This is a genomic window from Natrinema salifodinae, from assembly GCF_900110455.1.
GTDB classification, from domain to species: Archaea; Halobacteriota; Halobacteria; order Halobacteriales; family Natrialbaceae; genus Natrinema; species Natrinema salifodinae.
The window spans coordinates 490152-511697 of sequence record NZ_FOIS01000001.1 but is presented as its reverse complement, the minus strand read 5'-3'; the positions used below and the strand labels follow the sequence as shown (position 1 = coordinate 511697).

The window sequence follows — 21546 nt, the reverse complement described above, 5'->3', positions numbered from 1 at the left end:
AAACCGTCGTCCGGAACGGGCCGGACGGGGCCGACGAGCGGCAACGAGCGGGCGTGACGTTGCGTCTCCCGACTGAGGTTCTATTGGCGTCGACGTGGTAGCGCCGACGGAGCGATGACCGATATCACCATTCCGCCGGACGCCGACGAGGACCAGGCCAGGCGGCTCATCGAAGATCACGTCGAGATCGGCGACGTCGTCGAGATCCGCAGCGAGGAGCGAACCGAGGACCATCCGGTCGACGTCACCGGCGAGGTGACGGGGATAGAGCCGGGGTACGTCGAGATCGACGGACGACCGGTCGGCGAGGGGAGCGTCCGGTACGATCAGATCCACACGGTCGGCAAGATCGAGTCGGAGTGAGCGAGACCGGATCGGAACCGTCCCGCGATCGGCTCACTCGTTGACTAACAGCAGCTTCCCGCGGAAGTCGCCCGACTCGCCGAGCCGGTGGGCCTCCGCGACCTCGTCGAAGGCGAACCGCTCGTCGATGACGGGTTCGACGGCGCCGTCGTCGACGAGTGCCGCGATGTCGGCGAGTTCCTCGCCGATCCGGTCCTGCCGGTCGCCCAGCAGCACGGGCAGGATGACGAGGACGACGCCGAGTTCGAGGGAGTTGGCGTGCATCGGCGCGAGGTCCAGGTCCTGCGCGGCGCTCGACTCGGTCGTCACGACGGTGCCGAACGGCCGGACGGCTTCGAATGCCGTCTCGAGGTGCTCGTCGCCGATCGGGTCGAAGACGACGTCGAAGCCGTCGCCGCCGGCGTGCTCGTCGACGTACGCCTCGACGTCGGTTTCCGTGTAGTCGACCGTCGCGTCGGCGCCGAGTTCTTCGGCCAGGTCGCGCTTTGCTTCGCTCGAGGCCGTCGCCGTGACGTCCGCGCCGAACCAGGCGGCCAGTTGGACGCCGATGTGGCCGACGCCGCCGGTGGCGCCGTAGACAAGCACCTCGTCGCCGATGTCGACGCTCGTCTTGTCGGCGAGCATTTCCCAGGCGGTGAGCGCGACGACGGGCAGGGCGGCGGCGTCTTCGAGTGGGATCGATTCGGGCGCGTGCGCGAACGTTCCCGCGTGGCCGACGACGTAGTCCGCGAGCGCACCCTGACGGCCCGCGCCGCCCGGCATGCCGTAGACCTCGTCGCCCTCGTCGAACGCCGAGACGTTCTCCCCGACCGCGTCGACGACGCCCGCGACGTCGCAGTGGAGCCTCGCGGGGAACTCGGGCGCGAAGTCCGGCAGGGCGCCCTGACGGATCTTGTAGTCGACGGGGTTGAGGCTGGATGCCTCGACGGCGACGCGGATCTCGTCAGGCCCAGGCTCGGGGACCTCGACCGTCGTCCGCTCGAAGACGTCCGGGTCGCCGTACTCCTCGATCACGTGGGCGGTCATTTCAGAAGGCATCTCGGGTGGGGGTTGGGTCGCCGGCCGGGAATACCCGACGCTTCCGGCGATCCGCGAGCGCGGTCCCGAATCGGCCGCCGTCTACGCCGGGGACACCCACTCGCCGCGTTCGTCGCTCTCTTCGATGGCCGCGAGGATGCGCTGGGCGGCCAGGCCGTCCTCGAAACTCGGGTGGAACTCGCCGCCCTCGGCGACGGCGCTTAAGAACTCGTAGTTCTCGTGGACGAAGGTGTGCTCCCAGCCGAGGACGTGGCCAGGCGGCCACCAGTGGTCGACGTAGGGATCGTCCGCGTCGGTGACGAGGATCGTCTCGTAGCCGCGGTCGCCGTCGCGGAGCACCTCGAGTTCGTTCAGCCGCTCGAGCGAGAACCGCAGGCTGCCTTCGGAGCCGTGGATTTCGATGGTGTGATCGTTCTTGTGACCGGTCGCATAGCGCGACGCCTCGAGGGTCCCCATCGCGCCGTTCTCGAACGCGACCTGTGCGGAGTAGGCGTCGTCGACGGTGACCGGCCTGGTCTCGTCCTCGCCCTCGACCGGCCGCTCGTCGACGAACGTCTGCAGGTGGCCGCTGACCCGCGCCATCTCGCCCGCCAGGTCGTCGTCGCAGACCAGGAACCGCAGGAGGTCGACGGTGTGGGCGCCGAGGTCGCCGAGCGCGCCGGAGCCCGCCAGTTCCTCGTCGTTGCGCCACGACCAGGGTGCCTCGGGGTCGACCAGCCAGTCCTGGAGGTAGCGCCCGCGGACGTGGCGGATCTCGCCGAGTTCGCCGTCGTCGAGCAGCCGCTTGGCGTACCGGATCGCGGGGACGAACCGGTAGTTGAACGCGCAGCCGGCGGGGACGTCGTCGCCGGCGTCGCGGGCCGCCTGCGCCATCGCCTCGGCGTCCTCGAGCGTCGGCGCGAGCGGCTTCTCGCAGAAGACCGGCGTTCCGGCGTCGAGGGCCCCGATCGAGGGTTCGGCGTGGACGTGGTTCGGCCCGAGGTTGTAGAAGACGTCCACGTCGTCGACCACGTCGGTCCAGTCGGTCGCGATCGAATCGAAGCCGAGCCGATCGGCGGCGTCGGACAGCGCGTCCTCGTCGCGGCCGACCAAGACGGCGCGTTCGACGTCGGGCGCGTCCGGGAAGAACATCGGGAGCCGCGCCATCGCGTTCGCGTGTGCTTTACCCATGAACCGGTAGCCGAGCACGCCGACTTCGAGCGTCATAGCTATGCATTCACAATAGGTGTTGTTAGAAGTTTCCGTCAGCCTGAACTAGGGTCCGCGGCGTGTCTCGAATCGCGGACGGACGGCGGTCACTCGGCCCAGTACGCGTCGCCTGGCTGAGTCTCGAAGATCGCTCGATCCAAAAGGTCGACTGCCTTCTCGAGACCCTCCCGCCCGCTGGTCAGCGAGTCCTCGTGCTCGATCGAGAGGGCGCCGTCGTAGCCGACCAGCCGGAGCGTCGAGACGACGTCCTTCCAGTGGGACTCGTCGTGGCCGTAGCCGACCGAGCGGAAGAGCCACGAGCGCTCGAGTTCGTCGTCGTAGGCCGTTGTGTCGAGGACACCCTTCTCGCGGGCCTGCTCCTCGTAAACCCGCGTGTCCTTCGCGTGGAAATGGTGGATCGCGTCGCGCTCGCCCAGATAGCGGATCGCGTCGGTGATCGAGATCCCCTGCCAGTAGAGGTGCGACGGATCGAAGTTCGCACCCACGCGATCGTTCGTCGCCTCGCGCAGTCGCGCCAGGCCGTGGGGCTCGTAGACCAGCATGTTCGGGTGCATCTCGATCGCGATATCCACTCCGTGCTCGTCGGCGTAGTCGGCGAGGTCGCGCCAGTACTCGACGGCGACCTCCCACTGGTAGTCGTGGGCCTCGGCGTGTTCGGACGGCCAGGGCGCGGTGATCCAGTTCGGGACCTCGCCGCTCGGACTTCCCGCCGGAAGCCCGGAAAAGCAGGTCACGGTGCCGACGTCGAGCTGGGCGGCGAGCCGGATCGCCTCGCGGAGCTCGGCATCGGCCCGGTCGGCTCGCTCGTCGTCGGGATGAAGCGGATTGTTGTGGGTCGCGAGCGCGCTGATCCGCATTCCGTACTCGTCCAGCAGTTTACGGAGCTCGGTCTGGGCGGCCTCGTCGTCGAGGTACTCCGAGCGGACCAGGTGGTCCTGACCGGGATGGCCGCCGACGCCTGGTTCGACGGCGTCGACGCCGAGGTCAGAGAGGTACGCGAGCGCGCCGTCGAGCGATTCGTCCGCGAGCGGTGGCGTGTGGACTCCGATTTCCATACGGTTCGAACGACGGGGTTCGCAACCAATAAATTTTCTCCCTCTTTATTTAGAAAATTACTGTAGCGGGCGCTATGCGTGTCGATCGGCTCGCCTTGGCGAATCCGCTCGCCGAGTGACGGTCCCGAATGGGAACGAAACGGAACGCGGGCTGCGTCTAATCCCCCGCGCCGGGGTCGTCGATCAGGTCTCCGGGTCGCCCGGGGTGACGGTCCCGCCGGTCTCGCTCGAGCGGTAGATGCCGTCGATGATCCGCTGGACCGTCATCGCGTCCTCGATATCGGCAACGGCGTCGCGGTCCGACCCGATGGCGTCGAAAAACGCCGCCTGTTCGTCGGCGTGGGTGTCGTTCTCCCTGGTCTCGACGGTCGTATCGAGCATGTGGTCGGGGCCGTCCGCGCCCGCCGTGTAGACCTCGAGATCCCCCTCCAGGAGATCGAACCTGGCGGCGGCCTCGGTGCCGCGGACGACGAACTCGTGGGTCGCCGGTCGGTTAGTCGCCCAGGCGACCTCCAGCGAGATCGTGCGATCGCCCGCACACCGGACGAAGGCGCTGGCGGAGTCGTCCACGTCGAACGCGCCTGGCCCGTTGTCCGGCCCCCACATCTCGAGGTAGGCGTAGTCCTCCCGCGCGCCGAACTCCGAGCGGGTGACCCCCGAGACCTCGGTGACATCGGGATAGCCCAGCAGGAACATCGAGAGGTCGATCGCGTGGACTCCGAGGTCGATGAGCGCGCCGCCGCCGGAGACCTCCCGGCGGGTGAACCACGACCCGCGGCTCGGGACGCCGCGCCGGCGGACGTAGTTGGCCTCGACGTGGGTGATCTCCCCGAACTCGCCGCGCTCGATCCGGTTCTTAACGAGCCGGACGGCGTTCAGGAACCGATTGTTGAATCCGATTCGGAACGTGCCCGCGGCGTCGTCCGCCGCGTCGGTGATCCGCTCGGCGCTCTCGAGCGTGTGCGCCACGGGCTTCTCGAGCAGGACGTGGAGGTCCCGCTCGAGGGCGTCGACGGCGTACTCCTCGTGGAACTTGTTCGGCGTCGTGATGACGACGGCGTCGACGGCGTCGTAGAGGTCGTGGTGGTTCTCGTAGACGTCGACGCCGTAGCGATCGGCGAACCGCGTTCGAGCCTCGGGCGCGACGTCCATCCCGCCGACCAGCGGCACGTCGAGGTCGACGAGCCGGTCGGCGTGATGTCGCCCGATGTTGCCGAGGCCGACGATCCCGGTTCGGACGGGGCCGTACTCGTCCGTCATCGGTCTCCCTCCGTTCGGGCGCCGGCCCGAACCGCGGGCCGTCGTTCGCGATCAGTACAGCTGTCGCTCTTTGGTAGCACGTTCATCTTCCTCCGTCTGTTTCTCGTCGAGTCGTTTTCGTCCGCGACGATACCGCTTGATCCCCGGGACGACCTTGTTCTTCAGATCGAGACCGAACGAGACGATCCCGTAGATCCAGAAGAAGTACAGCACGACCAGGCCGCCGTAGTAGACGACCGGGATCAGATCACTCATGGCTGGTCCCTCCGGAATCGGCTTCAGTTCCGGCGCCGGCCTGCGCGGTCTCCGCACTCGCGTCCGGCGCGTCGGCCGTCGCCGACGGCGCCGCGACGCCGTGGGCGATCGCCTCGCCCGACGCCGCGAACAGGTGGACCTTCGACCGGTCGAGCACCACGCTGAGCCGGTCGTCCTCGCCGATCGGCGAGTCCGGCGGGACGCTCATCAACAGTTGATTCGACGCGGCCGCGGCTTCCTCGCTGGTCATCGTCTGCCCGTCTCCCTCGCCGAGCGTGAGGTAGACGAAGATCTCGTCGCCCATCGGCTCGAGGACGTCGGTCGTCGCCTCGACGGCCGCCGAGGGGCTGGTCGCCGAGTCGGCGTCGCTCGCGGGATAGATGTCCTCCGGGCGGACCCCGAGCGTGACGGCGTCGCCCGGCGCGGCCGAGAGTCCGTCGACGTCGAACGCGAGGTCGAAGTGCTCCGTGGCCAGGCCGCCGGCGGCCAGTTCGCCGTCGACGAAGTTCATCGACGGCGAGCCGATGAAGCCCGCGACGAACCGGTTTGCGGGCTCGTTGTAGCAGGTCAGCGGCGGCGCGATCTGCTGGAGCCGGCCGTCGTTGATGACGGCGATCCGGTCGGACATCGTCATCGCCTCCGCCTGGTCGTGGGTGACGTAGATGATCGTCGTGTCCAGTTCCTTGTGCAGGCGCTGGAGTTCGGTGCGCATGTGGACGCGCAGTTTCGCGTCGAGATTAGCCAGCGGTTCGTCCATCAGGAAGACGTCGGGATTGCGGACGATCGCGCGGGCGATCGCGACGCGCTGTTGCTGGCCGCCCGAGAGCTCGTCGGGCATTCGGTCGAGCATCCCCTCGAGCTGGACGATGTCCGAGGCGCGGTCGACGCGCCGGTCGATCTCGGACCGCTCGTAGTCGCGGAGCCGGAGCCCGAAGGAGATGTTGTCGTAGACGTCCATGTGCGGGAACAGCGCGATGTTCTGGAAGACCATCGCGACCCCGCGGTCCTTCGGCGGGAGCGAGGTCACGTCGGTGTCGCCGATGCGAACCGAGCCCGCCGTGGGCTTCGTGAGGCCGGCGATGGTCTCCATCGTCGTCGACTTCCCGCAGCCCGAGGGGCCGACGAGGCAAACGAACTCGCCGTCCTCGATCTCGAGGTTCATGTCGTCGACGGCGACGATGTCTTCGTAGCGTTTCGTGACGTTGTCGAGTCGTACGCGTGCCATAGTTACTCCTTGAGTGCTCCGTCGGTCAGTCCGCTGACAATCTTTTCCTGTGCGACCACGACGAGGATCAGCATCGGCAACACGCCGACGATGCTGGCCGCCGCCATGAGGTTGTAGTCGGTCGTGTACTGGGTCTGGTAGCTCAGAATGCCGCCCACGAGCGGCGACCACTGGTGGGCCTCGTTCTGCAGCGACATGATCGAGCTGAAGAAGTACTCGTTGTAGACCGCGATGAACGTCAGCACGGCCGCGGTCACGACGCCGGGCGCCGATAGCGGCATGATCACGCGGAACAGCGCGCCCAGCCTGGTCGTCCCCTCGACGCGGGCCGCGTCCTCCAGCCCGTCCGGGATCTGCGAGTAGAACGTCGTGAGGATGAAGATCGACAGCGGCAGGAACAGCGCGCTGAACGGCATGATCATCGCGCCTGGCGTGTTGACCAGCCGCGGCGGCGAGAGCAGTTCGACGTCTAGGAACGGCACCGTCACCGGGAGCAGTTGGACCTCCAGGAACGGCACCGTCACCGGATTGCCGAGGAAGGCGTCGAACAGCGGGATCAGGAACGCCGCCGGCGGGAAATATGAGATCGCCAGGATGGCGAGCATCATGACGCCGCGGCCGGGGAACTCGAGTCGGCCGAAGACGTAGCCCGCCAGGCTCGCGAGCACGATGACGATGACCGTCGTCGCGGTCGCGAGCACGAAGCTGTTGAACACGTAGAGGTGGAACGGCACCTCCCGGAACACCTCCACGAAGGCGGCGACGTTGAACCCCTTGGGCGTCGGGAACGGCACCTCGCCGAGGAGGGGGACGGCGACGGTCCAGTCGCCCCGCGTGATGGCGCCGCTCGGCGTCAGCGCAAGCACCAGCAGCCAGTAGAACGGGAACAGCGTCGTCACGAGGAAGAACGCGGTGACGACGTAGAACAGCGCCCTGTAGAGGCGCCCCCGCTTGTCCGGGTCGGTAATGACCGCGCGGGTCCAGCGTTCGAGCGGGCCCGCGTTTTCGGTCTCGGTCTCGTCGTCCGCTCCCGTCGGGTCCGGCGTCGGCTCGGGCGTCGTCGCCATCTTAGAACCCCTCCTTGTACTGCTGGTAGACCACGCCCAGCACGGCGACGGCGATGATTCCCGCGGTGACGAACGCGATCGCGGCCGCCATGCCGCGGTTCGTGTTGAACGTCGAGACGACCATACACGACAGCGACGGGACGGTCGAACAGCCCGCGACCGAGTCGATGAGGCCGTAGACCCGCATCGCGTCGATCGTCCGGAACAGGACCGCGATGCCGAGCGTCGGCAACACGAGCGGCAGCGTGATCAGCTTGAACTGCTGCCACTTCGTGGCGCCGGCGACCTCGGCGACGTCGTAGAGGCCGCGATCGATGCTCTGGAGCCCGGCCAGGATGAGCAGCGCCATGAACGCCGACGTCTTCCAGATGTCCGCTGCAGTGATGATCAGCAGCGAACTCTTCGGGTCGTTGAGGGTGTTGGTCGATGCGACGAGTCCCCAGTTCGACAGCGGCTCCACGAGGAACCCGGCCGAGGGGTGAAACATCAGGAAGAAGATCATCCCCTGGATGACAATCGGAATCGTCCACGGGATGATGATCGCGGCGCGGACCCACCGCCGGCCCCGGAAATCCTGGTCGAGGACCAGCGCCTGGCCGAAGCCGATGAGCGTCTCGAAGAAGACGCTCACGGCGGTGAAGATGACCGTCACCGCGAGCGCGCTCCGGAGCAGCCCGTCGAAGTGCACGAACGGGACGCTCCCGTCGACGCTGACGCCGGGGAGGAACGTGGTCGTCCCGGGGAACCGCGGGTCGGCCTCGCCGGTGACCAGGTCCGCGTAGTTCGCCAGGCCGACGAACGTCGGCTCCGAGAGCACGTTCCGGTACAGCGACAGCTCGAACGTCCGCAAGAGCGGGTAGAGCGCGACCGCACCCAACAGGAGGAACACCGGCGTCAACAGCAGGTACGCGAACCCCGTCTCGCCGAGGTTCTCCATCCAGCGCGTGATCGCGACGAGCGGTCCCGTCCGGTTCGACCGCCTGGTGGGACCGGCCGCCTTGTCTTCGGTGCTCATCCTTGGTCTTCGATCTCTTCGAGGCCGTGCTGGAGATCCGCGGCCGCCTGATCCGGTGCCTTGTCCCCGGCGACGGCGAGGTTGACTTCCTCGGCGATGCGGCTGGACTGGTTCGTCCAGACCGGCGTCACCGGACGCGGCATCGCGTTCTCACCGGCGACCCGGAGCGTGTCCATGTAGTTGCCCATCGGCTCGGACTGCTCGACCTCCTCGGCGTCGAACAGGGCCGGCTTCGGCGGGATCCAGCCCCAGAGGTCGAACATGCCGAGGTTGAACTCGTCGGTCATCGTGGCGCGGACGACCTCGAGGGCCTCCTCTTTGCGTTCGGAGTTGGGGTTGAGCACGAGGTGCCAGCCGCCGAGCGCGGCCGTCGTGCCGCCGGTGCCGGGCTGGGCGGCCTCGTCCTCGGTCACGCCGTAGGGGATCGGCATCGCGCCGTAGTCCTCGACCGGGACCGGGTCGTCGGCCTCGTCGACGTTCATGTTGATGGCGTAGGGCCAGTTGCGCTGCATGACCGCTTCGCCCTCGAGGATGGCTTCTCGGGCGTCTTCCTCCGTCCAGGAGGTAATGTCCGAGGTCGCGAGCCCGAGCGGGTACTCGTCCTCCAGAGTGTAGTCGTCCGCTTCGTCGGCGACGAACGTGCGCATCATCCGCAGCCCCTCGACGAACTCCGGTTCGTCGACGGTCACCGGTCGGTCGCCGACGGTGCCGAACAGGTTATCGAAGCCGCCGAAGTAGGCGCCGCCGAACGAGGACATGACCTCGTTCCACGTACAGCAGGCCGTCCCCTCGTACTGGTCCCACTGGGTCGCGAGCCCGTAACTCGCGTCGGAGGCGTCGACGATCTCCGCAGTGATCTCGGCCCACTCCGACCAGGTCATCGGCTCGGTCGCCCACGCCTCGAAGTCGCTCTCGTCGTAGCCGGCCGCCCGGGCGTAGTCCTTCCGGTACTGCATCGTCGGGTAGTCCGGAAACATCGGGACGCCGTACAGATCGTCGGTACTCGGATCGCGAGCCGTTGCGGTAAACGACTCGAAGTACTCGTCCTCGACCGTCGAGAGCTCGTCGTCGTCGAGTTCGTCGCTCAGGTTCGCAACGTGCCCGCGCTGGATGAAGGTGTTCAGCCAGCCGTTGTCCATGAGGAACAGGTCCGGTTGCGTCTCGCCGGCCTCCAGCAGATTCGTGTACGCGTTTCGTCGGTCGTCCGTCTCCTCGTCGCCGGATCGCAGCTCGATGTCGACCCCGTCGGCGCCGCTCTCCTGCACGAGGTCGACGATTTCGTCGCCGACCGCGTCCGCGGCGTTCGGGTCGAATCCCCAGACGACAGCATCTCCGGACGTCTCGTCGCCGTAGATACAGCCGGCCAGGCCGACCGTCGCCCCGCTCGCGCCGGCCGCTTTGACGAACGTTCGTCGCGAAACGCTCGAGTCGGTACGACCGCTCCCGTGTGAGTGTCTATCACTCATATAAAAGACTATGATATTCATTCGGTATATAATTAATGGACAGAGTACAACAGGTGTTGTTAACGGAGAACAGCGGCCGTACGGGCCGATCTGCGGACTGCGCGCCGTCCGATCGGTCTCGTTCAATTCGGATGCGACGGCTGTGACCGACGAGCGGCTCCTCGACTGGGAAAGCAGAGACGATGGAACCGATAAAGGCGGTAAAACAGCAGTGACGGCTGAAAACGGCGGAAAAATGGCGTCGTCGGAATCCGTCGGGGTCCGGAACCGGCGATCAGTCGATCGCTTCGATCGTGATCCGCCTGGCTTCGTAGTCCTCGAGCATCGCGCCCCACCCCCCGACGGTGTGCGTGCCGTCGTCGGTCGCGATCGTCAGCGAGGCCTCGCCGGCGAGATGCGAGAGCGGCGTTCGGTCGCCGTTTGCCGGGTGTTCGCCGTAGGTGACGTCAGTGATCGTCCCGCGGCGGGTCACCTCGCGTCCCGCGTCCGTCTCGAACCCGGCAACGGTGGCCTCGATCGTCCGTCCCTCGGCGAGCAGCGGCTCGACGTCGCGGAGACACCGCCGGATGTCGACGTACGTGATCGGCGGCTCGTCGTCGCGGGCCGAGTAGATCGGCTCGTGGATCTCCCAGAGGCAGGTGAGGAAGTACCAGTTGAAGACGTAGGCGTGAGTCCGATCGTTGACGATGACGCCGTACTCGTTCGTCGAGCCGCCGTGGGGCGAGAAACAGGTCCACGTCCTGTCGACGAGCGCCACGAACGGCGATGGGAGTTCGCGGTACCGAGCCTCCGTACACGTCTCGGACAGCGTCTCGGTCGACGGGAGCGACGGCTCCTCGTCGATCGGCGGGACGAGACAGACCTTGACGTCGACGCCGTTCTCGCGGGCCGCCGCGAGCGCCGGCGCCAGGTCGTCGAACTGGGCGGGCGTCAGCCCAATCTGAACCTGATTCGCGGCCGACCGAATCAGTTCGTCGGCCCGCGTCAGGACCGTGTCCAGGCGCTTGACGATGCTGACTTTGTGATCCTCGAGGTCCGGACGACTCCAGCGGTCCTCGATCTCGTCGGCCGCCGTCTCGAAGCGGTTCGCCCGCGACCGGAGGTCGGCCAGCACGTCCGCGGGATCGTGGGCGCGAGCGTGGAGGCTGTCCTGTTCGTAGGTCTCGACGTACCCCTTCTCCTCGAGCCCGCGCAACACGTCGTAAATCCGCGGATCCGGGACGGAACTGGCCTCCGCCACGTCCGTCGCGGAGGCCGAACCCAGTTCCAGCAGCGTGACGAACGCGTCCGCCTGGTACGGCGAGAGTCCCGCGTCCTCGAGGGTCGCGATCAGTTCGTCACCGTCCATCGTCGATCACCGCCGGCGGACGGAGCGGTCGTCCGGCCCGCGTCGATCCCTCCGCGGGCCGCGAGCGATCGCGAATCGTCCCCAGCCGTCCGTTCGTCGGGTTTCGTGACATCCTAACCGAATATAACACCCGTTGTAAAAAAGCGTATCCGTGGGGGCGATATTCAAGGCGACCGAGGCGAAACCACTGTCTGATGTCAACGTTACTCGACCGGATCCGACGGCCGGCGACCACCGGCGACGACCGTTGCTGGCCGTGTACGGTCGCGAACGGCGTCGTGCTGTCGCTCGCCATCGGTCTTCTGACGATCACCGGTCGGCGGGTCGCGGCCGCACTCGTCGCTCTCGGTGGTGCCGCGGCGATCGGCCTCCGCGGCTACCTCGTCCCGTACACGCCCCGGTTCGCGCCTCGCCTGGTCGCCGCGCTCTCGCTGCCGGTCGACCCGTTCGATCACGGCGACGAGCGCGGTCGCGGCTCGCTGTCGGACGCCGGCGTCGCGGCCGCCGGTGCAGGAAACGGCGACGGAACCGGGAGCGAAACCGGAGACAGAGACGAAAGCCGACCCGCCGAGACCGAGACGGAGCCCCCGTCAGGCGAGGCCGTCGTCACCGCGCTGATCGAGGCCGGCGCGGTCGTCCCGGCGGGCGACGACCTGGTCCTCGACAACTCGTTCCGAACCGAATGGCGCCGCGAGATGATGCGGCTCCGCGGGTGCGATCTCGACGAACTTGCTGCTGCGGCGGACGAACTGACCGAGTCCTCGATCGACGCGCGGGTCGGCCGCAACTGGCGCGGCCGAGCCTCGACCGTCCGCCTCGAAGGCGAGGGGCCGGCCGGGAGAACTGCCTCGCTCCGCGAAGCGGTCGCCGTCGCCGAACTCGCCGCCGCCCGCGCCCTCGAGTCTCGGATCGACAATCCGGCCGTTCGCATTGCCGCCGGGCAGCCGCTGCGGTCGCTCCTCGCAGAGTGTCCGCTCTGTGACGGCGACCTGACCGTCACGCGGTCGACCTGTTGCGGCGAGGTGACGCCGATCAGCTCGACGCCCCCGGCGAAACTGGCGTGTCCGGACTGCGACGTCCGCCTGTTCACCTACGACTGACCGCCGGCGCGCCTGGCGGCGTTCGCTCGTCGATCGCTCATCGTTCCCGGCGCTTGATCCGGCGGTACAGCTCCATGACGTCGTCGAGGTCCTCGTCGCCGTTGGCGTCGATGTCGTACCGGCCCGGCATCGGTTCGGGGTCGGTGATGGTCCCCGCGTTCCGTACCGTCAGCGTCGCCGTCTCGTCGCCGACGGCGATCTCGTACTCGCCTGGTTCGACGAGCTTTCGCCGGTGGCCGGGCACGTCCCCGGGCACGACCTCGAGCGTCGAGAGATCGAGGTCGATCGCGACGGTCTCGGCGTCGCCGGCGTCGACCTGAACGCGCTCGAAGCCCAGCAGTCGGCGGTGGGGCTGGAGCACCGACCCGTAGGACTCGGTGTTGTAGACCTCGACGATGTGCTCGCCGGCCACATCACCGGTGTTTTCGACGGTCACTGTCGCGGTGACGGACGTCTTCGCGGAGGGCTTCCCGATCGTCTCCCGGGACAGATCGAGTCCCGAGTACTCCCAGTCGGTGTACGAGAGCCCGTGGCCGAACTCGTACTGGACCGTGCCGTCCTCGGCGCCGACGGACTGTCGGGGTGGGTACTCGTCGTAGAACTGCGGCACGTGACCGACGTTCGCCTCCCAGGTGAACGGCAACTTCCCGGAGGGGTTGTAGTCGCCGAACAGCGTCTCCGTGACCGCGACGCCGGCGTCGCTGCCCGGCTGGCCGGCGAAGAGGACCGCGTCGAGGTGCTCGAACGTCTCCTGCGTGCCCCGCGGGCTCCCGGCGAGGACGACGCCGACGAGCGTCGCATCGTCGCCCGTCTCCGCGTCCACGAGTTCGACCAGGTCCCGCTGGGCCTCGGGGAAGCGCATCTTGTCCCGGTCGCCGAAGCCCTCGTTGTGCGGCCCCTCGCCGAGCACGACGACGACCGTCTCCGCGGTCCCGGCGGCGTCGGCGATCGCCGCCTCCTGCTCGTCGGTGACGTCGAAGAAGCCGTTGTCGAAGTTCTCGAAGATGCTCTCGTAGGGCGCCGCGCGGAACTCGGTCGGGACGTGCGTGAGCCGGTCGCCGAGTCGCGCCTCGAGTTCGCCCGCGATGGTGTTCTGGCGCGGTCGCGGGCCGTCCGCGGTCAGGTCGCCGTCCTCGATCCCCTGCCAGCCGAGCGTCCAGCCGCCGTGTTGCATCAGGAACCGGTTCGGCGTCCCGTCCTCGACGCCTGGCCCGGTCAGTAACACCTCCTCGCCGCCCGAGAGGGGCAGCGCGTCGTCCTCGTTTTGCAGCAGGACCAGCGACTCCTTGGCGAGTCGCTCGGAGACGTCCCGCGCGCCGCCGACGAGGTCGCCGATTTCGCCCTCGTCGACGGAGGGGGTCTCGAACAGGCCGAGCTCCCGCTTGAGTTCGAGGATGCGCCGGACTGACTCGTCGATGCGCGCCTCCGAGAGCTCGCCGCTCTCGACCAGGTCGATCGTCGTCTCGATGAACGCCGTCGGCGGCGTCTCGCCCCCGCACATGTGCATATCAATACCGGCCTCGATCCCCTGCTTGATCGCCTGGCGCCAGCCCGACTCCGTGTCGGGCAGGTACTCGTGGTTGGAGATGAGCCGCTCGAAGTCGTCCCAGTCGGTGAGGACGACCCCATCGAAGCCGAACCGCTCCCGCAGCACCTGCGTCAGCAGCCAGTGGGAGACGTGGGCGGGCTTGCCGTTGACCGCGCCGCTGTTGACCATTACCGTCTTCGCCTCCTCGAGCGCGCGTCGGTAGGCTGGGAGCTGTCTGGTGCGGAGGTCGCGCATCGACGTCCGGGCGTGGGCGCGGTCCTTGCCGGTGTTGGGCGTCCCGTAGCCGGCGAAGTGCTTGACCGTCGCGGCGACGCGGCCGTTGCGCTCGAACCCGCGCGCTCGCGCCTTGGCCAGCTCACCCAACAGCATCGAGTCCTCGCTGTGGCCCTCGAAGTACCGGCCCCAGCGCATGTCCCGCAGCAGGTCGACCGTCGGCCCGAAGATCCAGTGGCCGCCCATCGCCGCGATCTCGTTTCCGGTGTGGATCGCCGCCGCCTCGACCAGGTCGACGTCGCGGGTCACGCCCATATTGAGCCGCTGGGGGAAGCTCGTACAGCCGTCGAGCAAGGTATTCCCGTGGAGGGAGTCGCCGCCCCAGACGAACGGAATCCCCGTGCCGTTGTGCTCGACGTTGAACTTCTGGAGGGCGTTCAGACCGGCGACGTACTCCTCGCCGTCGAACGTCGGCCCCGACGCGCCGCCGTTGAGGATCGATCCGACGTGGAGCTCCGTGAACAGGTCGCCGAGCGTGTCCGCGTTGTCGTGGTCGTCGAACGCGGTCTCGGGCCCGAACCCCTCGCCGAGATCGTCGATCGCGACCTGAGTCATCTGGCCGACTTTCTGCTCGAGCGTCAGTTCGTCGAGTATCCGATCGATCTCTCGGCGGCCGCCGTCCGCCGCCGCGCCGTTCGCCCCGAGACCCACCGCCGACGCCGCCGTCGCGGCGCCGGTCGCCCTCATAAACGTCCGCCGCGATTCGTCGACCGGTTCAGATCCGTCCCCGTGTGAGTTACCATTTACCATACGGACTGGTTACGCAACTCGGACCATAATAAATATTCGCTATATATGTAGTTGATAGCAGGAGTACGGTCGAGATACGAAGCGGATACGACCGGGCTAGCCGTCGATAGCCGCGATTCGTCTCGAGAGGGATCGGGTATCGGTCGCGGAACGGTCTCGCTCGGTCCGAATCGGACCTCATCGACTCGAGCCGCAGCGTCCCCGCCGCGACGTCACGATCGATTCGTCCCGTGCGTCGTTGCACCTACTCGTCCCAGTCGATCGCCGACGTCCGTTCCGCGCGTCGGAGGATGAAGGGACCGAGCGAGCCGGTTCGCTTCGAAATGGTCGCGATCCGCAGGACGTAGGCCGCCAACAGGAAGAACGGGACGAGCGCGAGCGTCGCACTGCCGCTGACGACCCACACCAGGTTATCGACGCCGAGCGTCGTCTCCGGAACCGACTCCTGATCGAGGTAGAGCACCGTCGCCGTCGCGGCGACGACGCCTGGCAACCCGGCGTACAGTATCGACCGCGTGAGATGGACCAACTCCCACTGGAAATATAGCGATTTGAAGTGCTCGAGTGCCGGCCTGAACAGCGTTAGACTGTCGATCAACTCCTCGAAGGCTGCCAGTTCGTCCTCGTCGAGACCGTCCTCGTGCTCGTGGCGCAGTCGCCGGACCGCGTAGATCTTCCAGGAGTAATTGTAGTTCAATCCCGACCGCAGGACGCCGAACTCGCCGAACGTCGATGTCTCGAGTTGGGACGTGATCTCCTCCGAGTTTCGGCAGACGTTCTCGACCACGCGATCGGTTCGACGTCGGAGCCGATCGTCATCGGTGTCGGCGACGGCCTCGCGGAGCGCCTCGGCCCGGTCGCTACTCGTCTGAACGAGCTCCTGCAGGAACTGCGAGGGATCGGGCGGCCCGACCCTGCCGAACAGGTCCTCGACGCTGCGTCGGTACTCCATCGCCTCGTCCATCCACGCCTGCTGGTCGCCCAGCCGACCGAGTTCCTGCGAGAGCACCAGCTGGTTGATCGAGACGACGAGCGTCACGCCGGTGAGAATCGCGGCGATAAGCGCCTGAAACGCCGTGTCGACGGGCGTTCCGCTCTCCATCGCCGTTCGGAGCGGCGGGGCCGCCGTGCCGAGGGCGACGAAGCCGACGAAGGCCGCGGCGGCTAACACGCCGGTGAGCAGCCATCGGTCCGCATCGAGCAGGAACCAGTGTGCGACCCGACTTTCGCCGGTCCGCCCCCTGAGGGTATCACACGACAGCGGTCGTCCATACCGCCCGTTCGGCCTCCGGACGAAAAGCGGTTCAGCTTGGAGCGGTGGACCCACGCGAACGCGGACGGCCGATCGGCTATTCGGCTCGCGGAACGGGCCCGGCCCGACCGCTCGGGACCGGCGGAAAACGGTCGGCGTCTACTCCTGCTCCTCGAAGCCGCCCTGGTGGACGATCTCCGAGAGCGGTTTGCGGTCGCTCGGCTGTTCGCGTTCCTGAAGTTCCTCGGGGAGCGTCTCCGGCGGTGCGCGCTCGCCGATCGCGGCCATCGCCTCGACCGAGAACTCCTCGGGGACGTCGAGTTCCTCGGCCGCGCGCTCGTAGTCGAAGCCGGCCATCCCGTGGATGGCCAGGTCACGGCGCGCGCCCTCGAGCGCGAGGTTCTCCCAGGCCGAACCGGTGTCGAAGGAGTGGACCGGGGCCGGCTCGCCGTTGTGGTCGAACGTCGTCTTCGAGACGATGACCGCGAGGACGGCGGCGTCGCTCGCCCACGCCTGGTTGTTCTCCGAAAGGAGGTCGACGAAGGCGTCCCACTCGTCGTCCTCCCGCGTCGCGTAGATGAACCGCCAGTGCTGGTTGTTGAACGCGGAGGGGGCCCAGCGGGCGGCCTCGAACAGCGGGAGGAACTCCTCCTCGTCGAGGGGCTCGCCGGTCATCGCGCGGGGCGACCAACGGTTGACGAACAGCGGATCGATATCGTGATCGGGTTCGCGGTGGTCGGCGATTTCGTCGCGCAGTTCGCGCTGCGTGTCGAGAGACTCTGACATCGATCACTCGTTCGGACTCGACGTACGTATACGTTATCGGACAGGAAGGTTACCGGGTGACACGCGTGTCCCGTTCATGTTTATCGATTCAACACTGTACTGACGCATAATGTGCGTGTGACAGTTCCCCACGAAATCCAGCCATCGAGTGGTGAGAAGGCGGACGATACGGACGACACCGGCCGAAAAGCGGAGTTGCAGTAGCTGCGTATCCGGTGGTCGAGAGCACCGACCGGGGAAAAGACGGGAGAAAACGGCGAAGTCGAAATCGTACGGAACCGTACGGAATCGTGCGAAATCGGACGGAATCGCGGTGACGATGACCCGCGTCAGTCGTCGGCGGGGGTCGGCGCGCCGCGCTCGATGTCGACGTTACCCGCGTCCAGATCCGCTTCGACGTTGCGGGCCGCCTGGACCAGGTTCTCCATCTTCCCGTAGGCGACGTCGCGGGGCAGCAGCTTCACGCCGCAGTCCGGGGAGACGACCAGCTGCTCCGGCGGGACGACCTCCAGGCCCTTCTTAATGTTTGCCTCGATCTGCTCGACGGACTCGACCTCCGCGACGTGGGCGTCGCAGACGCCGAGCGCGAGGTCCTTGGAGAACTCGGGGTCCTTGAAGACGTCGAGCTGCTCGTAGTCGCCGTTGGCGAGTTCGAGGTCGAACTCGTCGACGGGGAACTCCAGAATTTCGGGGTAAATCCGGGAGTAGTCGCCGTAACAGACGTGGAGGCCGATGCGGACCTCCTCGGGAATGTCGGCGACGATCCGCTCGAGACACTCGCCGACGATCGCGTGGTCGTCGGGCGTGGTCGCGAGCGCGGGCTCGTCGATCTGGATGTAGCGGGCGCCGGCGTCGACGAGCTTCTCGATCTCCTCGTTGACCAGGTCCGCCAGGTCGTAGGCGAGCTCCTCGTCGTCGTCGTAGGCCTCGTTAAAGGACCAGTTCGCGAGGGTGTAGGGACCCGTGATCGGGACCTTGACCGGCCGGTCGCTGGCGGCCGCGGTGAACTCGTACTCGTCGACGAGCCAGCTGTCCTCGTACTCGACCTCGCTGACGACTGAAGGCTTGTCGAAGTAGTTGTGCCCCCAGACCTTGACGGGGCCGTTGAACTCGTAGCCCTCGATGCGGTGGGCGAAGAACTCGACCATCTCGGTGCGCCGCATCTCGCCGTCGACGACGACGTCTAAGCCGGCGCGCTCGTGCTCGTCGGTGATGAGGCGCGCGGCGTCGTCTTTCGCTTCCTGCCAGTCGTCCTCGTCGAACTCGTGGTCCTCGTCCTGGTAGAGCTCCTTCGCGCGGTTGAGCCACTTGGGCTTGGGGTAGGAGCCGACGACGGTCGTCAGCAGGAAGTGGTCGTTGTCGTGGTCCTCGGGTCGGAACTGATCCTTGTTCTCGTTCGCGTTCGTGCTCATGCTGCTTTCACCTCCGCGAGATCCGCGGCCTCCGCAAGGGCCGCCAGTTTCTCCTCGAACTTGCCGTAAGGCAGGTAGAACGTCTCGGTGTTCGTCGTCAAGTAGACCGTCTCGAACTCGGTGACGCCGAGCTGTCCTTCGACCCATTCGGTCCGATCGCGGATCGCCTCGGGGTCCTCGACGAGCGTGTTCTGGCCGTCCGCCAGGCCGAGCGCGACGTCGTCGGTCGCGCCGTACTCCTGAATGTTGTAGAGGTTATCGTCCTGATTCGCGACGAAGTCGAAGCCGACCGCGTCGATATCGGCGTCGAGCAGGTGCGCGTAGACCTTCTCGGAGAGCGCGCCCCAGTAGGGCTGGACGACGACGTCCGCGTCGGTCGCCGTCGCGATCTGGTCGATCGCCTCGCTCGCGCGTTCGTCCTCGCCGTCGCCTGGCGCGTTCTCGACCAGCGACGGTTCGAGCAGGAACAGCGTCTCGACGTCGGGGAAGGCGTCGACCTCGCCTTCGAGGAAGTCGGCGATCGCCCCGAGGAACGCGGCCTCGTCGCCGTAGTGTTCGTCGGTCGCCAGGTCGGCGAGCGAGTACGGGCCGGGGAGGACGGCCTGCAGGTCGTCGTCGGTCAGCTCGGCGGCCGCCTCGAGTTCGGAAGCGACGTCGCCGGAGAAGCCGAGGTCGTCCTGAACGACGGGTTCGCGGTAGAAGTTGTTGTTGTCGTAGTAGCGGACGATTCCGCGCGTCTCGACGGCGTCGTGGACCGCCAGCGGGTGGGCGAGCATGTCGTCCCAGCGCAGTTGGCCCTCGACGATCCGGTCGAGCCCGGCGTCTTGCTGGACGCCGATCACTTCCTCGCGGGCCGTCTCGTAGGCCGCGGTGATTTCCTCGCCCTCGTCACCGCTGATGAGGTCGTGCTTCTGGTGGCCCTTGCGGTCCGAGAGGTCGTCCTTCGCCCAGTCCGGGAGCGGATACAGCCCCGGCGTGGTCGAAACGTAGTCGGTCATCGTAGGACGAGCTAAGCTATACCGGTGCTTAATATTTTTCATCCGCTATAATACACCATAGTAATTTTTGCGGGTTTCGACGACCCAGCCGCACGTTTCGAGATAGCAGTGGACACACCCTCAGAGAGCACTGACGTACGTCTCGCGAGAATTACGACGGTCTCCCTACGGAATCGAAGCTCTGGCCGAATGACCGCCGATTACTGGTGCAATTCGAGGACGGTCAGGGTCTCGAAGGGGAACGATTCGTCGGCGACGGCCACCGCGCTGAAACCCGCCTCGCCGGCGCGCTCGACGACCGCGTCGACGCCCGTGAGGCTGCTGACGAGCAGGTAGACGACGCCCTCGGGCGCGAGGACGCGCCCGACCGTCTCGAGGAACGGGTCGATAACTGCCCGGCCGTCCTCCCCGCCCGACAGGGCGTGCTCCATCCAATCGTCCCACTCGTTCTCTGGGTCGGTCGGCAGATAGGGCGGATTGAACGCGACCGCGTCGAATTCTCCGTCCCGAAACGGAGCGACCAGATCCGCCCGCGCCGTCTCGACGCCGTCGCCGCGCGCCTGGCGAACCGCGTGGGGATTGATGTCCGAGGCGATCACGCGCGCGTTCGTTTCGTCGGCGATCTTCCCGGCGACGTACCCCGATCCGGTGCCCACTTCGAGGACGAGATCGCTCTCGTCGAGGCGCTCGCAGGCCGCCTCGGCCAGCAGCGCGGAGTCCTCGGCGGGCTGGTAGACGTCCGTTTCCACGTCGCGTCGCTCTTCGAGTCCCATTTAGCTGTCCTCCGGTGTCGTCATGCGATGTTCGCGTCCTCGTTCGCCGTCGTCGCCGGAACCGGTGTCGGTATCGGTGTCGGTGTCACCGGCCGGCCGCGAACCGCGTTCGTCGGCGATTCGAAAGCCGCCCGACTCGGCCCGCCCCGAGAGTTCGCGCTGCGGGTACGGGATCTTGATCGCCGCCGAGTCGAACGTCCGCTTGATCGCGTTGATCGCGGCCGTCCGCGCGCGCCAGTAACGCCTGGCGCTCGGCTTGTCGATCCAGAACCGCACTCCGAGCACGACCGCCGAATCGCCGAAGGACTTGGTGACGACCTGCGGCGACGGCGCGGACAGCGCCTGGTCGACGTCATCGATCGCGTCGGTCGCGAGTTCGACCGCCCGGTCGACATCGGTGTCGTAGTCGATACCGACCTCGATCTCGACGCGGAGCCGTCCCCGTTTCGAGCGGTTGGTCACCATGCTCGAGGAGATGACGTCGTTGGGGATCATGATGTACTCCCCGTCGAACGACCGGAGCTGGGTGTTGACGATCGAGATGTCGGTGACGACGCCCTCGTCGCCATCGACCTCGATCCAGTCGCCGATCTCGAACGGCCTGGCGAACATCAGGACGAAGCCGGCGAGCATCGTCCCCAGCGTCTGGCGGGCGGCCATCCCGACGACGATCCCGAAGAAGCCAGCTCCGACGAGCAGGCTGCCGAGGTTGTCGATCCAGTAGCCGAGGATGACGACCAGCGAGATCGACCAGATGATCACCTGCGAGAGGCGGTGTGTGACCTTGCGCTGGTGGGCCGTCACGGCCGAGGCCGAGCCGAACACCTCTTCGATCACCCGGCGGACGAACCGGGTGACGATGACCGTCACGACCAGCAGGAGGAAGGAGACGAGCGCCTGCGCCACGACGTCGCCGCCCAGTCCGAACGACGCGAGCTGCTGGCTGACGTCCTCCGTAGCCCCCCAGACCCCGGTCACCACGGCCAGGCTCGCCAGGCTGGTGCCGATGAGCAGCGTCATCGAGACGACGTCGGCGTACAGCGGCTTCGTCCGCTCGCAGATCCATTGGTGGAGCCGCCGATAGGAGAGGAGGACGGCGACCACGAGCGCGACCGCCGTGACGGAAATCACGAGCTTGAGTTCGGTCGACGGAACCGTCCTCGACAATCCGTCGAGCCACTCCAGTAGTCCGGACATACCTCGTCTCCCCGCCTGTCAGCCGTGCAGCTTTGAGTATCCGTCGGTCGTTTCGCTCCGTTCGGGTGTATTCGCGCACATTCGAATCCGTTCGGATCGGTTCGGAGACGGGACCGCACGGTTCGAACCAAAACCGAGCACCGAAGCTGGCCGAG

At 67.0% G+C, this 21546-nt stretch carries 19 protein-coding genes; 2 read left to right on the top strand and 17 right to left on the bottom strand.

The genetic code is table 11. The features are described from left to right. Positions 1 to 114: 114 nt before the first annotated feature. Complete coding sequence (locus BMY29_RS02335; protein ID WP_049992060.1) at positions 115 to 363, top strand: hypothetical protein; 249 nt, start codon at positions 115 to 117, stop codon at positions 361 to 363. A gap of 33 nt (positions 364 to 396) precedes the next feature. Here BMY29_RS02335 and BMY29_RS02330 read toward each other — a convergent pair whose 3' ends face one another. From BMY29_RS02330 to BMY29_RS02285, 10 genes are all read right to left on the bottom strand, one after another. Then, entirely contained in the window at positions 397 to 1401 is a 1005-nt protein-coding gene (locus BMY29_RS02330; RefSeq protein WP_049992061.1) for a zinc-binding dehydrogenase, read from the bottom strand. Between the two features lie 81 nt (positions 1402 to 1482). Then, the gene (locus BMY29_RS02325) at positions 1483 to 2607 is read right to left on the bottom strand and encodes a Gfo/Idh/MocA family protein (protein WP_049992062.1); all 1125 of its coding nucleotides are present in this window, start codon (positions 2605 to 2607) and stop codon (positions 1483 to 1485) included. An 89-nt stretch (positions 2608 to 2696) separates the two neighbouring features. Then, positions 2697 to 3665: a sugar phosphate isomerase/epimerase family protein gene (locus tag BMY29_RS02320; protein ID WP_049992063.1), complete on the bottom strand. Its 969-nt coding sequence runs from the start codon at positions 3663 to 3665 to the stop codon at positions 2697 to 2699. 183 nt (positions 3666 to 3848) lie between these two features. Next, complete coding sequence (locus tag BMY29_RS02315; RefSeq protein ID WP_049992064.1) at positions 3849 to 4925, bottom strand: Gfo/Idh/MocA family protein; 1077 nt, start codon at positions 4923 to 4925, stop codon at positions 3849 to 3851. Positions 4926 to 4976: 51 nt separating this feature from the next. Continuing rightward, complete coding sequence (locus BMY29_RS02310; protein WP_049992065.1) at positions 4977 to 5180, bottom strand: DUF8005 family protein; 204 nt, start codon at positions 5178 to 5180, stop codon at positions 4977 to 4979. Beyond that, positions 5173 to 6405, bottom strand: a complete 1233-nt coding sequence (locus BMY29_RS02305) for an ABC transporter ATP-binding protein (RefSeq protein ID WP_074854610.1) — start codon at positions 6403 to 6405, stop codon at positions 5173 to 5175. The genes BMY29_RS02310 and BMY29_RS02305 overlap by 8 nt, the downstream gene beginning before the upstream one ends. 2 nt (positions 6406 to 6407) lie before the next feature. After that, complete coding sequence (locus tag BMY29_RS02300) at positions 6408 to 7472, bottom strand: carbohydrate ABC transporter permease (protein ID WP_049991119.1); 1065 nt, start codon at positions 7470 to 7472, stop codon at positions 6408 to 6410. Between the two features lies 1 nt (position 7473). Further along, positions 7474 to 8487, bottom strand: a complete 1014-nt coding sequence (locus BMY29_RS02295) for a carbohydrate ABC transporter permease (protein ID WP_049991118.1) — start codon at positions 8485 to 8487, stop codon at positions 7474 to 7476. Continuing rightward, positions 8484 to 9953 carry a substrate-binding domain-containing protein gene (locus tag BMY29_RS02290; protein ID WP_049991117.1) on the bottom strand — a complete coding sequence of 490 codons (1470 nt, stop codon included), beginning with the start codon at positions 9951 to 9953 and terminating at the stop codon, positions 8484 to 8486. Before BMY29_RS02290 ends, BMY29_RS02295 begins: the two co-directional genes overlap by 4 nt. A 274-nt stretch (positions 9954 to 10227) precedes the next feature. Next, on the bottom strand, positions 10228 to 11301 hold the full coding sequence (locus tag BMY29_RS02285; RefSeq protein ID WP_049991116.1) for a TrmB family transcriptional regulator: 1074 nt from the start codon (positions 11299 to 11301) through the stop codon (positions 10228 to 10230). 194 nt (positions 11302 to 11495) lie between these two features. Between BMY29_RS02285 and BMY29_RS02280 the strand changes: the two genes are divergently transcribed. After that, the gene (locus BMY29_RS02280) at positions 11496 to 12401 is read left to right on the top strand and encodes a DUF8054 domain-containing protein (protein WP_049991115.1); all 906 of its coding nucleotides are present in this window, start codon (positions 11496 to 11498) and stop codon (positions 12399 to 12401) included. Positions 12402 to 12438: 37 nt separating this feature from the next. Here the strand turns inward: BMY29_RS02280 and BMY29_RS02275 are convergent, their stop codons facing one another. From BMY29_RS02275 to BMY29_RS02245, 7 genes are all read right to left on the bottom strand, one after another. Beyond that, on the bottom strand, positions 12439 to 14973 hold the full coding sequence (locus BMY29_RS02275; RefSeq protein ID WP_049991114.1) for a glycoside hydrolase family 3 protein: 2535 nt from the start codon (positions 14971 to 14973) through the stop codon (positions 12439 to 12441). Between the two features lie 244 nt (positions 14974 to 15217). After that, positions 15218 to 16234, bottom strand: coding sequence for a DUF7972 family membrane protein (locus tag BMY29_RS02270; RefSeq protein WP_049991122.1), 1017 nt, complete (start codon positions 16232 to 16234; stop codon positions 15218 to 15220). A gap of 150 nt (positions 16235 to 16384) precedes the next feature. Continuing rightward, on the bottom strand, positions 16385 to 17011 hold the full coding sequence (locus BMY29_RS02265; RefSeq protein ID WP_049991113.1) for a nitroreductase family protein: 627 nt from the start codon (positions 17009 to 17011) through the stop codon (positions 16385 to 16387). 329 nt (positions 17012 to 17340) lie between these two features. Then, positions 17341 to 18423: a methionine synthase gene (locus BMY29_RS02260; protein WP_049991112.1), complete on the bottom strand. Its 1083-nt coding sequence runs from the start codon at positions 18421 to 18423 to the stop codon at positions 17341 to 17343. Beyond that, positions 18420 to 19421 (bottom strand): 5-methyltetrahydropteroyltriglutamate--homocysteine methyltransferase, encoded by a 1002-nt coding sequence (locus BMY29_RS02255; RefSeq protein WP_049991111.1) that lies wholly within the window; start codon positions 19419 to 19421, stop codon positions 18420 to 18422. Before BMY29_RS02255 ends, BMY29_RS02260 begins: the two co-directional genes overlap by 4 nt. A 200-nt stretch (positions 19422 to 19621) precedes the next feature. After that, positions 19622 to 20194 (bottom strand): HemK2/MTQ2 family protein methyltransferase, encoded by a 573-nt coding sequence (locus tag BMY29_RS02250; protein ID WP_049991110.1) that lies wholly within the window; start codon positions 20192 to 20194, stop codon positions 19622 to 19624. Further along, positions 20195 to 21391: a mechanosensitive ion channel family protein gene (locus tag BMY29_RS02245; protein ID WP_049991109.1), complete on the bottom strand. Its 1197-nt coding sequence runs from the start codon at positions 21389 to 21391 to the stop codon at positions 20195 to 20197. It lies immediately after the preceding gene. Between the last annotated feature and the right edge of the window lie 155 nt (positions 21392 to 21546).